General features: G+C 42.7%; 15 protein-coding genes. 10 read left to right on the forward strand and 5 right to left on the reverse strand.

Annotated elements, in window-relative coordinates:
- The first annotated feature begins 155 nt into the window (after nucleotides 1-155).
- Complete coding sequence (locus R7040_RS02595; RefSeq protein WP_005377625.1) at nucleotides 156-767, forward strand: riboflavin synthase; 612 nt, start codon at nucleotides 156-158, stop codon at nucleotides 765-767.
- Nucleotides 768-842: 75 nt separating this feature from the next.
- On the opposite strand, the gene R7040_RS02600 is transcribed toward R7040_RS02595, so the two are convergent.
- Together R7040_RS02600 and R7040_RS02605 are read right to left on the reverse strand one after the other, a co-directional pair.
- The gene (locus R7040_RS02600) at nucleotides 843-1,037 is read right to left on the reverse strand and encodes a CPXCG motif-containing cysteine-rich protein (RefSeq protein WP_005377624.1); all 195 of its coding nucleotides are present in this window, start codon (nucleotides 1,035-1,037) and stop codon (nucleotides 843-845) included.
- A 253-nt stretch (nucleotides 1,038-1,290) separates the two neighbouring features.
- Nucleotides 1,291-2,157: a fructosamine kinase family protein gene (locus R7040_RS02605; RefSeq protein WP_005377623.1), complete on the reverse strand. Its 867-nt coding sequence runs from the start codon at nucleotides 2,155-2,157 to the stop codon at nucleotides 1,291-1,293.
- 224 nt (nucleotides 2,158-2,381) lie between these two features.
- Between R7040_RS02605 and R7040_RS02610 the strand changes: the two genes are divergently transcribed.
- The 3 genes from R7040_RS02610 (at nucleotide 2,382) to R7040_RS02620 (ending at nucleotide 4,853) form a co-directional block, all read left to right on the forward strand.
- On the forward strand, nucleotides 2,382-3,356 hold the full coding sequence (locus R7040_RS02610; RefSeq protein WP_042523017.1) for a response regulator: 975 nt from the start codon (nucleotides 2,382-2,384) through the stop codon (nucleotides 3,354-3,356).
- On the forward strand, nucleotides 3,356-4,318 hold the full coding sequence (locus R7040_RS02615; protein WP_005377621.1) for a GGDEF domain-containing protein: 963 nt from the start codon (nucleotides 3,356-3,358) through the stop codon (nucleotides 4,316-4,318). The genes R7040_RS02610 and R7040_RS02615 overlap by 1 nt, the downstream gene beginning before the upstream one ends.
- Before the next feature lie 190 nt (nucleotides 4,319-4,508).
- A complete protein-coding gene (locus R7040_RS02620) occupies nucleotides 4,509-4,853 on the forward strand; it encodes a DUF3802 family protein (RefSeq protein WP_005377620.1) in 345 nt (114 codons plus the stop codon).
- A gap of 44 nt (nucleotides 4,854-4,897) precedes the next feature.
- Here the strand turns inward: R7040_RS02620 and R7040_RS02625 are convergent, their stop codons facing one another.
- A complete protein-coding gene (locus R7040_RS02625; RefSeq protein ID WP_005377619.1) occupies nucleotides 4,898-5,392 on the reverse strand; it encodes an NlpC/P60 family protein in 495 nt (164 codons plus the stop codon).
- Between the two features lie 134 nt (nucleotides 5,393-5,526).
- Between R7040_RS02625 and R7040_RS02630 the strand changes: the two genes are divergently transcribed.
- The 4 genes from R7040_RS02630 to R7040_RS02645 all read left to right on the forward strand — a co-directional run bounded on the left by R7040_RS02630 (nucleotide 5,527) and on the right by R7040_RS02645 (nucleotide 9,075).
- A complete protein-coding gene (locus R7040_RS02630) occupies nucleotides 5,527-7,545 on the forward strand; it encodes a methyl-accepting chemotaxis protein (protein ID WP_318081209.1) in 2,019 nt (672 codons plus the stop codon).
- 270 nt (nucleotides 7,546-7,815) lie between these two features.
- Entirely contained in the window at nucleotides 7,816-8,229 is a 414-nt protein-coding gene (locus tag R7040_RS02635; RefSeq protein WP_021707743.1) for an NUDIX hydrolase, read from the forward strand.
- Nucleotides 8,230-8,427: 198 nt separating this feature from the next.
- On the forward strand, nucleotides 8,428-8,808 hold the full coding sequence (locus tag R7040_RS02640) for a hypothetical protein (protein WP_005377611.1): 381 nt from the start codon (nucleotides 8,428-8,430) through the stop codon (nucleotides 8,806-8,808).
- Nucleotides 8,809-8,856: 48 nt separating this feature from the next.
- Nucleotides 8,857-9,075 carry a hypothetical protein gene (locus tag R7040_RS02645; protein ID WP_005389537.1) on the forward strand — a complete coding sequence of 73 codons (219 nt, stop codon included), beginning with the start codon at nucleotides 8,857-8,859 and terminating at the stop codon, nucleotides 9,073-9,075.
- A gap of 103 nt (nucleotides 9,076-9,178) precedes the next feature.
- Here R7040_RS02645 and R7040_RS02650 read toward each other — a convergent pair whose 3' ends face one another.
- Nucleotides 9,179-9,994, reverse strand: coding sequence for a sterol desaturase family protein (locus R7040_RS02650; RefSeq protein WP_031777247.1), 816 nt, complete (start codon nucleotides 9,992-9,994; stop codon nucleotides 9,179-9,181).
- Nucleotides 9,995-10,134: 140 nt separating this feature from the next.
- Here R7040_RS02650 and R7040_RS02655 point away from each other — a divergent pair, with 140 nt between their 5' ends.
- Together R7040_RS02655 and nagK are read left to right on the forward strand one after the other, a co-directional pair.
- Nucleotides 10,135-10,884: a tRNA-uridine aminocarboxypropyltransferase gene (locus R7040_RS02655; RefSeq protein WP_021033873.1), complete on the forward strand. Its 750-nt coding sequence runs from the start codon at nucleotides 10,135-10,137 to the stop codon at nucleotides 10,882-10,884.
- Between the two features lie 175 nt (nucleotides 10,885-11,059).
- Complete coding sequence (gene nagK / locus R7040_RS02660) at nucleotides 11,060-11,968, forward strand: N-acetylglucosamine kinase (RefSeq protein ID WP_017820672.1); 909 nt, start codon at nucleotides 11,060-11,062, stop codon at nucleotides 11,966-11,968.
- A gap of 185 nt (nucleotides 11,969-12,153) precedes the next feature.
- Here nagK and R7040_RS02665 read toward each other — a convergent pair whose 3' ends face one another.
- Nucleotides 12,154-12,420 (reverse strand): DUF2960 domain-containing protein, encoded by a 267-nt coding sequence (locus tag R7040_RS02665; RefSeq protein WP_005377584.1) that lies wholly within the window; start codon nucleotides 12,418-12,420, stop codon nucleotides 12,154-12,156.
- Between the last annotated feature and the right edge of the window lie 33 nt (nucleotides 12,421-12,453).

Consider the following 12,453-nt stretch of genomic DNA (forward strand, 5'->3'; position numbering starts at 1 on the left):
AGCGAATCATGGTAATGTTGAAGCATGCATGAGAACAAACCAGTGTTCATTAAGCCATGGCTTTATCGTCTGCGGTCTTTATTTCCGACCTGTAGCGCAGTGTTTAGGGCTTAGTCTTCGACTACAGTTGGTATTAAATCAATAGGTAAAAAGAAATGTTTACAGGAATAGTTCAGGGTACGGCGAAGGTCGTTAAAATTGATAAAAAAGAACGCTTTCAAACGCACGTTGTCGAGTTAAGCGATGAACTTTGTAAAGGGTTAGAAATTGGTGCATCCGTTGCACACAACGGATGTTGTCTAACTGTGACTAAGATCGAAGGCAACCTTATCAGTTTTGATTTAATGCAAGCGACATTGGCTCTTACTAATTTAGGTCGGCTGGTGGAAGGGGATAGCGTAAACATTGAGCGCGCGGCTAAGTTTGGTGACGAAATAGGCGGGCATAGTATGTCTGGTCATATTAGTTTAACGGCAGATATTGTCGATATCATCGATACGCCCAATAACCGCACGATTTGGTTCCAACTGCCGCAAGAATCAATGAAATATGTATTAGCGAAAGGTTACATTGGTTTAGATGGCTGCTCGCTAACTATTGGTGAAGTTGAAGCGTGTCGTTTTTCGGTACACCTAATTCCAGAAACCTTGCAGCGAACGCTTTTCGGAGTGAGACAAGTAGGGGAGCGTGTTAATATTGAGTTTGATCCTCAGACTCAAGCAATTGTTGATACTGTTGAGCGCGTTCTTGCAGCAAAACAGCTTTAGAATGAGAAAAAGGAGCCTAATGCTCCTTTTTCATTTAAGCGTTTTTATATTTCTGATGTTCACATGCTCGAGCTGTTATTCGTAATTGTCATCGATAATTAGTTCGACCTTATCTTGTAACTCATCCACTCGCATATTTAGGTGGATAGCGTGGCAACAAGCTGGGCAATCATCATAAAACTCTTGGTCACCATTACTTGCATCCAATGTAATGCCGATAGAGTGTCCGCAATGCGGGCACTTTACATACCTTTCGGTATAATTTTTCATACAACAACTCCTAATCTCGCAGGGCTTTTAAACACACTATTCATCAAGGAAGTACAGCCCTTTACTTACTTTGCCTACAAGGAAAATAGGCACAATCCAAAGTTAAGTCTCCTTTGATATTAGGTCGAGTTGTTGCTAATTGAGTCGAAATAAGTACAAAACTTGACCCCAAACTCAACCTTGAGCTTAGGGTGATCTTCTGTAGTGATGTGCCTCGAGATTTTACATCTTGAAATATGCAGTGGCTTCCAAATTAATAAGAAATGATTTTATTAATAACCAGTTGAGCCTGTTCCAAGTAATGGCCGCCAAACAAATTACAATGGTTGAGAACATGGTAAAGGTTATAGATATCTTTACGCTCTTCATAGCTTGAAGAAAGTGGCATAACCGATTCGTAGCCTTGATAAAATTCTGGTTGAAATCCACCAAAAAGCTCCGTCATCGCAATATCACACTCCCTGTCCCCCCAATAGCACGCAGGATCGTAACAGATAGGACCGAATGCAGTGAGTGCCGCATTTCCATTCCATAAATCGCCATGCAACAAAGAAGGTTCCGGAGCATGGTTTGCTAGCCGCTGTTTTACGACATCGATAAAGTCATCGATATCAACCAAGGTGACGCCTTTTTCTTTAAGGAGCTGTAATTGCCATCCTATGCGTTGCTCAGCAAAGAATACACACCATTTCTTGTGCCATTTGTTGGGCTGTAGAGTCGAACCGAGATAGTTGTCGGTATCAAAACCAAACTCTTTTTGCTCGCCCCACTGGTGTAGGTGAGCTAATTGCTGCCCAAATTTAAAGCTGTTGGGACCATCTTCTAATGGTTTCGTTGGAAGGTAGTTAAGAATTAAGAATGAGGCATTTTTGGTTTTACCAACCAATACCACCTCAGGTACAAATAGGGTGGATGTTTCACGCAAAAGATGCAGGCTTTCAGCTTCTACCTCAAATTTCGACAAAAACTCGCGATCGTTAATTTTCACAAAATAACGTTGCTCGCCATCATTGATCATGTAGCTTTCACTGATATCCCCACCAGACAGCCTTACTTTTTCCGTGATCTGGTAATCGAACAATAAAGTATCAGAAAGCTGTTGCGATATTGCTTGCCACATACAAAACCTCGCGAATCTATTTGACCACCAATAGTTTAGGATAAATAGCAGGGAGTTGGCGCTATGTTGAGCATACTTAGTAAAGAAACCTTCCTCTTAGTGTAGTCAATTTGTATAAATGTGAATCAAATCGCTTATAAGCCTCTGATTTGTTGGCTTAGCATATGGAGATGAACGTTTACAACAGGTATTATGATTTTTTTGACGTTAGTTCCATTGGTGGCATGAAAATACTGATATGTGATGACTCAGCTGTTGCAAGAAAGCTTATTGCGCGTTCTATCGTACAAGATACATCATTGCATCTTATTGAAGCGCAAGATGGTTATGAGGCGCTTAATATTCTTGCTGAGCAAAATATCGATATTTTGTTTCTCGATTTAACGATGCCCATAATGGATGGTTTTGAGGTCCTCGAATCATTACCTGTTAGTCAGTACCCGACCAACATCGTCATTATTTCTGGAGATGTTCAACAAGAGGCAAAACAGCGCTGTCTCGATCTTGGTGCTCAAGCTTTTATCGCTAAGCCTCTGACAGAAGAGCAGGTGCTCCCACTATACGAACAATTAGGACTGCATTATGCGTTCAAACCTAGTCATTCGGTTGATTCTAAAAACCAGGGTTGCGAAGAGCTTTCCTTACTAGCCAAATTCCGTGAAATTGCGAACATTGCCCTTGGTAAAGGGGCTGCGATTATGGCCGACCATTTACATGAGTTCATACAACTTCCTGTTCCTCATGTTGGACCGTTGTCCTACGGCGAGCTTCATATGACACTGGTTGATGTGGTTGGGCGTGACAGTTCCGTTGCGGTAGCGCAGAGGTTTGTCGGTGGTGGTATTCACGGAGAGGCACTGGTGTGCTTACGTGGTAGGGATATCAATCAGATTGGGGAAAAATTAGGTTACCTCCTTGAGTTTACGCCTCATAATGAAATCATCTTGAATATCTCTAACCTACTGGTTTCGTCATTTCTCACATCATTGGGCGATCAACTCGACAAGCAGTTCTCACTTCGTCAGCCAGGCATTGTGGATACCTTAACACCTTATTGTGAAGAGCAAGGCGAGTTGGGTGAGCTCTTTACTATCGAATACACCTACATGGCAGAAGCGCTCGATTTCGAGTGCGAGGTACTGTTTTTAATTGATAAGCCATCCGTAGAAATAATCTATGAAATCATGGAGCTAATCTAATGTCCGATATCACGCTGGACATAGCAGACTTTCATTGGGTCACACAAATTCTCGATACGATGGATTCAGGGCTTATTGTTTTGGATCAAGAGTATAAAGTGTGTGTGTGGAACAGTTTTATGCAGTCATACAGTGGCATTCTATCACAAGAAATTCTTGGTGAATGTTTATTTGAGCATTTTGAAGAGCTGCCAAGAACTTGGCTAGAAACCAAGATAAAAGCTGCCGCCGATCTGGAAACTCGTTCTTTTTCTAGCTGGGAAAACCGACCGTATCTTTTTAAGTTCAACAATTTTTCTCCGGTTTCAAACAGCAGTGATTTTATGTATCAAGATATCGTGATCACGCCGTTAATTGGGCTCTCAGGAGAGGTCAGCCACATAGCGATTCAAGTCAATGATGTTTCTGAAACTGCGAGAAATCGCATTCATTTGAAAGAAACAAATCAACATTTGTCGGAAATCAGTCGCAAAGATGGTTTAACAGGTTTATTTAATCGCGCTTATTGGGAGCAATCATTGAAAGATGAGTTTGCTCACTTAAAAGTTATCGACGGACCATGCTCATTAGTAATATTCGATATCGACCACTTTAAGAAGGTGAATGATACTTATGGTCACCCGACAGGGGACGAAGTCATTCGTCGAACCTCTGCCTTGTTGAGAAAAACAGCAAGAAGCAGTGACATCTGCGGTCGTTTTGGTGGTGAAGAGTTTACCGTACTACTTCCTCACACAAACCAGGAGCAAGCTTGCTATTTCGCAGAGCGTTTGCGCAAAAGAATTGAGCAAGAGATCGTGAAAGTGGAAGATTTTTTGATTAATTACACGATAAGTATTGGTGTTTGCGAGTATAAGCCTTATTTTGAAACTCACACTCAATGGTTAAAGAGTGCCGATGCTGCGCTGTATCGTGCAAAAGAAAATGGTCGTAACCAAACCTGTTTGCATGAAAATGGCTGAAATATAAAAAGGTTTGAAGAAACCCTGTATCCGAATTCAGTGAAGCAAAGCTCAATTGTTTGAAAATCATCCAGTTGGTTCGTGAATGTTTGTTAATATGAAATAAGTTAATGAAATTTTCTCGGCATGTCTTACTATTGAAACTATTCTGCTTTCAGCTTCGAAGGCTTGCAATAAACGGAGAAAAACAGTGGTTTTAGAAACCGATGGATATCTCGCTCTTATCGAGCACTTGTCTCTAAATCTAGATATTTTTACGACCGAAATTGGCGACACTGGATCCGAAAGCATCGAAGATGTTGTCACCGATATGGTGGCTTCAAACATCATGGCGATTTTTGAGCAAAATCCAGAACTTCACTCGAGCGTACGTTTCAAATTGTTGAAAGAGGCTGATGCAGTTGTTGAAGATCTTGGTGAGATATTGGCTGGGGTATGGCATAAAAAAGCGACCAATGAACAGATCACGTTCCTTGATGAATACATCGCTCTGGTCAAAAATCTGTTCGATAATGCTGTTGCGACTTACGACTGATATTGTTTTAACTTACAGCAATGTCCGGTTAAGAGTAAGAAGAGTTACATTGTAACTCTTCTTATTTGCCAAAACTTAGATGCCCAGTATGGGTTGTCGATTCTTGAAATAATCACACCTCTAGACGTCGATGCATGCATGAACTGCTTGTTACCCAAGTAAATTCCGACATGATAAGTTGTACGTCTTGTTTTAAAAAACACTAGATCCCCTTGCTTGGCATCCGTCCAACTTAACTCCACACCTTGCGTTGATTGCTGCCTCGTTGTCCTTGGTAACGAGAGCTGATAAGCCTCAATAAACGCTTTTTGTACAAATGCTGAGCAATCAATTCCAGATTTCTGTGTCCCGCCTAAGCGATAAGGCGTGCCGTGCCACTCTGTGTAAAACTCGAACAAGTCGGGGTTGTCCGACAATAGCTGATTTGTAGGTGCTGTCACTTGAGCTTGCTCACTAGGCTCAGGCCCAGAAGAGCAGGCGCTTAGTAGCACACTGATTATCAAAGGAAAATATACTCGACGCAAATCACCACCTGTCATCTCTATGACTCACAACTGAAATATTAGTGTCATAACCAATCCATAGTATGGGCTGCAAATCACGGTTTTGTCTCACAAATGTGACGGAATCACTGCAGAACCGATTCAACCTTAAGAAAGAATAAAAATTGATTATGGCAAAGCGAAAACGCTCACGCACATCACTTTCACTGATTCAGGCTGTCAGTGCAACATTTTTAACTATCATTGCTCTTGTTATAGCCCTTTCTGTCTCAAGTTTCAAAGGAATGGAACAGGTAGGGGAACAATTTGAAGACTTGTCGCAAAAAGCATTACCAATCGCGATGGCAAACGCAAAGTTAACCAGGAATGTATTGGAGATGGTTAAGCTACTCAACCATGGTATGCAGATTACTGAGCCGAAAGAGTTGCCTCTCGTAAAAGAGCAAATCGACTCTCTTGCAACTCAAAGCACAACTTTGGTTGTGAAAGCGTCTGGTGTAGCTCAGCAACTCTCGGAGGAGTTAGACACCAAACTAGCGCGTTTACATAACATCACGCAGTCCATTTTGTTGAAGCAATCTTCGGTGATACAAATTCAAATGGATATTGATGCCGCTGTTGGTGGTTTTCGCTATGGGCTTAGCTCTATCGGCCCGGAAATGAATCGAATCAGTTCGTTCCTTAGTGCTGATAATCCTGAGTCGAGCGGTGCCGCTAACCGTTTCATTGCTTCTGCAAGCTCAATGGAAAGTACGTTCTTAGTCATGATGATGCACTCAGAATTAAACAAAGCCGAAAAAGAATACCGAGAAATGCGAAATCGCATAGCAGGTATTAAACTCGCCTATGAAGACTTCCAATCTTTTCATCCTGAAGTAAGTGAATATGCAAGCTTAACCGCACCATATGAGATGGTGAAACAAGGCTTTAGTGAAAAGGGCGTGCTGCGTTTGATCCTCGCCAAACTAGAACAAGGGGAATTGCAACGTTCAGAGTTTAAACAGGCTTCGATGCTTGCGGATGAAACCATGCGGTTACTTGATCAAATCTCCCAAACCGCTGGTCAGTTGATCGATGAAAAAGAGCGGGTGGTCAACGAGACCATTGAATCGGTGAGCGTTGTGCTCGTGTTTGCGGCGTGTGTGATTTCTTTTATTATTCTGGTTACTTGGTTTAGTCTCAAGTCATGGACAAACCGAGGGTTAAGGAATGTACTAACGCGTCTTTCAGCACTTACCGAACATGATTTTCGTGACAAGGCAGAAGAAGTCGGCCCTTATGAGCTGAAAGAAGTAGCACGAAAGTTGAATCAAGTAATCGATTCCACACACGACTCCATTCAAACGGTGACGCGCAATTGTGAAACGCTTTATCAGACGGCAGAAGTAAGTCACAGTGCAGCCGAACAAACAAGTGATGGGTTGGCAACACAAAATGAAGCGTTGTCGAGTATGATCACGACCATAACGCAGCTTGAAGCCTCTATTCGTGAAATAGCAATGGTGACAAATGCATCTTCACAGGACTCGCTCCTTGCAACCCAGCACACTGAAAAAGGGGTTCAAGTCGTGGAACAAAACCGCGAACGTTTGGAGTCATTAGAAAGCTCTTTGGATGTAAATGAACAGTCAATGTTAGAGCTAGACCAGCGTGTTAAACAGATTCGTGAAATGGTGGATATGATCAGTGGGATCGCGGACAACACCAACTTACTTGCTCTCAACGCGGCAATAGAGGCTGCCCGTGCTGGTGAGCAAGGGCGTGGATTTGCGGTTGTCGCTGATGAAGTTCGCAAACTTGCAAGTGATACCTCTCAACAAACTACGAACATCCGAGAAATGATGAGCGAGCTTATTACTGCCGCAGAGCGCTCGCGCCAAGCAGTTAATGATTCAAGAGAAGAAATGACCCACGCGCTACAGTCCAGCAATGAAGTGAAATCGACATTCTCTGATATCAACCTCGCGGTTAAGCACATTCAAGAACGTGTTGAGCAAATCTCAGTGGCTACAGAAGAACAAGAACGAGCGACGGCAGATGTATCTCAATCCATCACACATATTTCTGATCTTGGCGAACGCACAAAGCTGCAGCTTGAGTCTATGGTTGAGAGTTCTGAGCAAGTGGCGGAAATTGCTGGGCACCAGCAAGCAATGCTGCACAAGTATGAGCTTCATCAGACCAAGTAAATGAGATGTTTCCACCGACTAAAAGCAGAACCTCGGTTCTGCTTTTTTGTTACGGCTACTCATTTAATGGCTCCTATTTGCATCGCAAAAGTGAGTTACATCTCATCTCGTTCATTTCTAAAGGGTTTAGTTATCACAACGTGATGTTAATGCTTTGTTCGAGGGACTCGTTGACTAGAATGTCGCCAGAATTCAAAGGAATGAATCATGCAGCTTCATGCGATTTTTTTATATCCAGAGAAAGCTAAAGCCATAAGAAGGAGTGGTTTTGTGATCGATAAAGTTTGCCCCGTCGTTCTACGTAATCAAAATCAAGAGATCCTACTTTTTAAACATCCGTTGGCGGGTGTTCAGCTCGTCAAGGGCACTGTTGAAGTGTTTGATGAAAGTTACATCATAGCGGCCAAGCGGGAGCTCGCTGAGGAGTCTGGTATCACACATGTTCATTCCGCACGATATTTATGCTCATGGGACAGTGGCTTTCAAAATCAAGTATGGCATTTTGTTTTGTGTGAGTGTGCTGACCTCGCTAATTCATGGCTGTTTCATACGCAAGACGATGGTGGACATGATTTCGCGTTCTTCTGGCACGATGTCGAGAGCGGCCTTCCCGCGAATGCACATACTGTGTTTCAGCGCGGGCTGGAAAAGGTACGAGAGTTGATAAACCAAGGCGTGATTTAAAGGAGGATTCTGTCGTTGCATTGGCGGATTTGGGACAATGACAAAGCAAACACTATGCTAAATAAAGAAGGTAGAGCAGCCGTTACTGTTCTCATCGTGTTGATAATGGCACTGTCGATCTCAAAAATGGCGATGGGATTACAAATGTTTAAGTGACTTCTATATGCTTTGCTCATTCATTCAGATAAGGAAACGGTAATGGATAAATTCGTCGTGTTTCTCTTATGCCTTTTTATGACAGTTGGCGGAGTGGTTCATCTTTATGACAACATTGTTGGTGGCTTTTTACCTTACGATTTTGCGCCACGCTGGTTGAATATGTATTGGAGCGCTTTGGGACTATTGGACTTATTAGCAGCGTATCTATTGGTCAAGCATCGCCGCTCTGGCCTAGTCGTTATGTTATTGATTCTTATAACCAATGTTATCTTTAGTTCCCACGCTCACTATACATTAGAAATATTAGATAACAACGTCGCCCTACAAATGAAGACACTGTTTTTAGGGTTCTCATTTGGGGTATCTATCTGGTTATGGAATGCGCGAAAACATAGTCAATCGCGCCAAATATTTCGTTAATTATTATTTTCACAACACTCGATTAAGGATTGTAAACAGGGACTCGTTATGAACGATTTTAAAGACTTGGCCAGTTTTGCTGGTTTCAGCGTACTGACAGGTTTGAGCTTTGCCACCACTTTCTTCAGCCTTGCTTTTCTATACAGCTCAATAGAGGCACAGCAAGTAATGAACACCAATGCTTTGGCATGTGCAGTGCTTGGTGTTGTTGGTTTATTTGTTGGTATTACTCAGCTAAACAAAAAGCGTCAGCTAGCAGAAAACTAATCTGTTCTTACACATCATGAGGATGAAGTAGTGTTTAACTGGGGTTTAGGCTTGGTCTATTCGTTTTGTTGACATACTTCATCCAACAATATTTTTTCAACCATTACTTCTTCTCTTTATTGTAGCGAAAGGGCTGCGTTAACAGCTTATCTAATCTTTGCTCTTCTTCGTCTCTAATTTCCGGCACACCAATAACAACATCTTCATGACCCAACTTAGGCTGAGCTCGGTATGTCCCAAAAAAGCGGTCCCAAACTGAAAGGAAAAAACCAAAGTTTGAGTGGGTCTCTTTTACTATCACTGAATGGTGCACGCGATGCATGTCTGGTGTAACGATGACGTTTCGCAGTTTTTGGTCCATAGATAAAGCCAGTTTTGCATTACTGTGATTAAACATCGCGCTCGCATTAAGCACAATTTCAAATACCACAATTCCGATAGGTGAAACACCTAAGATAAACACGGCTGCAATTTTTACTCCCATTGAAATGATTATTTCGAAGGGATGAAAGCGTGCGCCTGTAGTGACGTCTATGTCGAGATCGGCGTGATGCATTCGGTGAATCTTCCACAGCGGTTTTACATGATGAAAGACAACATGCTGAGCGTAAATGACGAAATCAAGCAAAATGACGGTTAGAAAAATATTTAACCAAGCGGGGAGGGACAGAATATTCAGCAGCCCCCATTGTTGCTCCTGAGCTATGACCGCAGCTTGAAAGGCGGCGATAGGCATGATTAAAGCAATAACTAGGCTGTTAAAAGCAACCAATGACAAGTTATTGACCCAGCGAAACCTGCGCGAAGCGGTCAGTGTTTTTCTAGGCAATTTGTTCTCCCAAATAGCACAAAGCAATAATACGCCAAGGAAAAAGCCTAATCTGAGCCATGAGGGTTCTTGAAATGTCGTTTCTGTCACTGTCATTCCCTTATTTATTTCTTTATCTATGACCGAGATAAGAGTGAAATTATTTCAACACACTGCTGATGGGCTTATCTTGAGGCGAAACCATAATATCAGTAGAATCGCGCTCTACTTTTTACTTGGCATTACTTACCATGAGAATTCACGCTTTCCACCGTTTATATCAGTACCGACAATCTATCTCAACCAAGCCTTTCAACGCGCGTGGATGTAAAGTGGTTCGTTGCCAATATTGCCAGGTTTCTGAGCAACACTGTTTGTGCGACCTTCAGCCAAACATCAAGGCCAATATTGCATGTATGTTGATTGTTTCTGAAAACGAAGTGTTTAAGCCAAGTAATACCGGTCGTCTAATCGCTGATACGATTCAAGAGACTTACGTGTATCAATGGAACCGAACAGAACCGTCTGAAGAGATGCTAGCGCTACTACAGGATGACAGTTACCAACCGGTGATTGTATTTCCTGCAGACTATGTGGATGATCCCTCTCGTTTAATTGAAGATCTAGAGCCAGGGCGATTGGTAAAAGAAGATGTCGAGAACAAAAAATGGTTGCTGATCTTTATTGATGGTAGCTGGCGTGAGGCACGAAAGATATTCCGTCGTTCTGATTTTCTTAAATCTTTGCCTGTGCTTTCCATTGAGCCGGAATCTCTGTCTGAATACATCATGCGCCGCTCCGAGAATGAGCAGCATCTTTCAACCGCCGAAGTCGCGACATTAGTTTTAAAACAAGCTGGTGAGCCGAAAGCTGCGGAATGCCTTCAATTGTGGTTTGAAGCCTTCAGAGAAACTTACATGCTGAGCAAGACTCGAGTCAAAAACGACCCTAACCAGCCACACTTGAAACGTTTCAAAGAGTGGATGAAAACCGAGAGCTGACTCTAAGGAATGAGCTTTTGTTGATGGTATGTTGTTCAACTGGCTTCGGTGAGGGGATAAATCTGCATTCGGTCACGGTTTGCAGGCGTACAGATATGGATAATGCCATCAGTTTATACTTTTGACTCTAGCCATTTTTGAGAGTCGTTTGAAGCATTTTTTAGGAGAGAAATACATGTATTACGGCTTTGATGTCGGCGGCACTAAAATTGAATTTGGTGCATTTAACGAGAAGCTTGAGCGTGTAGCGACGGAACGTGTACCTACACCAACAGACAACTACGAGCTGCTGGTTGATACCATTGCGGAATTGGTGAACAAATACGATACAGAGTTTGGCTGCGAAGGTACGATTGGTCTTGGCCTACCAGGTATGGAAGACGCCGATGATGCAACGGTACTAACAGTTAACGTTCCTGCGGCAAAAGGCAAACCACTTCGTGCTGATCTGGAAGCTAAAATCGGTCGCAGCGTAAAAATTGAAAACGATGCAAACTGTTTCGCGCTTTCTGAAGCCTGGGACGAAGATCTTCAAGATGAACCATCTGTACTAGGTTTGATCCTTGGTACTGGTTTTGGTGGCGGCTTTATCTACGAAGGCAAAGTATTCTCTGGCCGCAACCACGTAGCGGGTGAGGTGGGTCACACACGTCTTCCTATCGACGCATGGTTCCACCTAGGCGAAAACGCACCATTACTGGGTTGTGGCTGTGGCAACAAAGGCTGTTTAGATAGCTACCTATCTGGTCGTGGTTTCGAGCTTCTTTACGCGCATTACTACGGCGAAGAGAAGAAAGCGATCGACATTATTAAAGCGCACGTAGAGGGTGAGGAGAAAGCAGTAGAGCACGTCGAGCGCTTTATGGAGCTGCTAGCGATCTGCTTTGCAAACCTGTTTACTGCAACAGACCCACACACCGTTGTACTTGGTGGCGGCTTATCTAACTTCGAATTGATTTACGAAGAGATGCCAAAACGCATCCCTAAACACTTATTGTCTGTGGCTAAGTGTCCTAAGATCATCAAAGCAAAACACGGTGATTCAGGTGGTGTACGCGGCGCTGCGTTCTTAAACATCAAGTAATGACTTAAACCTTACTCGATATAAAGTAAGAAGAAATTTAAAGCCCCGTTTAGACTTTCAAGGTTAAACGGGGCTTTTACTTATATACCTAAGTAATTTCGGTATGCTCGGGTATAGATCATGAACAAAAGTAGCATGCATAAAAAACTCACGACGAATCGTGAGTTTTCTGTTTGCAGCTAAGCTTATTTGTTCTTTTTGCCTACGCCCAGGTTTTCTTTTTGAGCTAGGGTGATTTTGCTAAAGCCTAATTTTCTGAAGTAGTTGTCGCGGTAGTTTCGCACCGCTTTAGTGTCAGACACTGCTTCGATTTGTTGCTCCATCTTTAGGAACTCAGTGATATCGATACCTTCTGCCTCTGCAACTGCTTCTTGAATGTTGCGGTGTTGCTGGTATGAGAACGTCAGTTCTTTGTCTTGGTCTTTGTAAGTGTAAAGAATGGTGCGAGCCATAGCTGTCTCTCTAAAAAGGTTTCTGTATTAAAC

The organism is Vibrio sp. 1069 (genome assembly GCF_033340555.1).

Excerpts from the sequence above, each read along its gene's own strand:
- R7040_RS02595 (WP_005377625.1), top strand. The coding sequence starts at position 156 with ATGTTTACAGGAATAGTTCAGGGTACGGCGAAGGTCGTTAAAATTGAT.
- R7040_RS02600 (WP_005377624.1), bottom strand. The coding sequence starts at position 1,037 with ATGAAAAATTATACCGAAAGGTATGTAAAGTGCCCGCATTGCGGACAC.
- R7040_RS02605 (WP_005377623.1), bottom strand. The coding sequence starts at position 2,157 with ATGTGGCAAGCAATATCGCAACAGCTTTCTGATACTTTATTGTTCGAT.
- R7040_RS02610 (WP_042523017.1), top strand. The coding sequence starts at position 2,382 with ATGAAAATACTGATATGTGATGACTCAGCTGTTGCAAGAAAGCTTATT.
- R7040_RS02615 (WP_005377621.1), top strand. The coding sequence starts at position 3,356 with ATGTCCGATATCACGCTGGACATAGCAGACTTTCATTGGGTCACACAA.
- R7040_RS02625 (WP_005377619.1), bottom strand. The coding sequence starts at position 5,392 with ATGACAGGTGGTGATTTGCGTCGAGTATATTTTCCTTTGATAATCAGT.
- R7040_RS02630 (WP_318081209.1), top strand. The coding sequence starts at position 5,527 with ATGGCAAAGCGAAAACGCTCACGCACATCACTTTCACTGATTCAGGCT.
- R7040_RS02640 (WP_005377611.1), top strand. The coding sequence starts at position 8,428 with ATGGATAAATTCGTCGTGTTTCTCTTATGCCTTTTTATGACAGTTGGC.
- R7040_RS02645 (WP_005389537.1), top strand. The coding sequence starts at position 8,857 with ATGAACGATTTTAAAGACTTGGCCAGTTTTGCTGGTTTCAGCGTACTG.
- R7040_RS02655 (WP_021033873.1), top strand. The coding sequence starts at position 10,135 with ATGAGAATTCACGCTTTCCACCGTTTATATCAGTACCGACAATCTATC.
- nagK (WP_017820672.1), top strand. The coding sequence starts at position 11,060 with ATGTATTACGGCTTTGATGTCGGCGGCACTAAAATTGAATTTGGTGCA.
- R7040_RS02665 (WP_005377584.1), bottom strand. The coding sequence starts at position 12,420 with ATGGCTCGCACCATTCTTTACACTTACAAAGACCAAGACAAAGAACTG.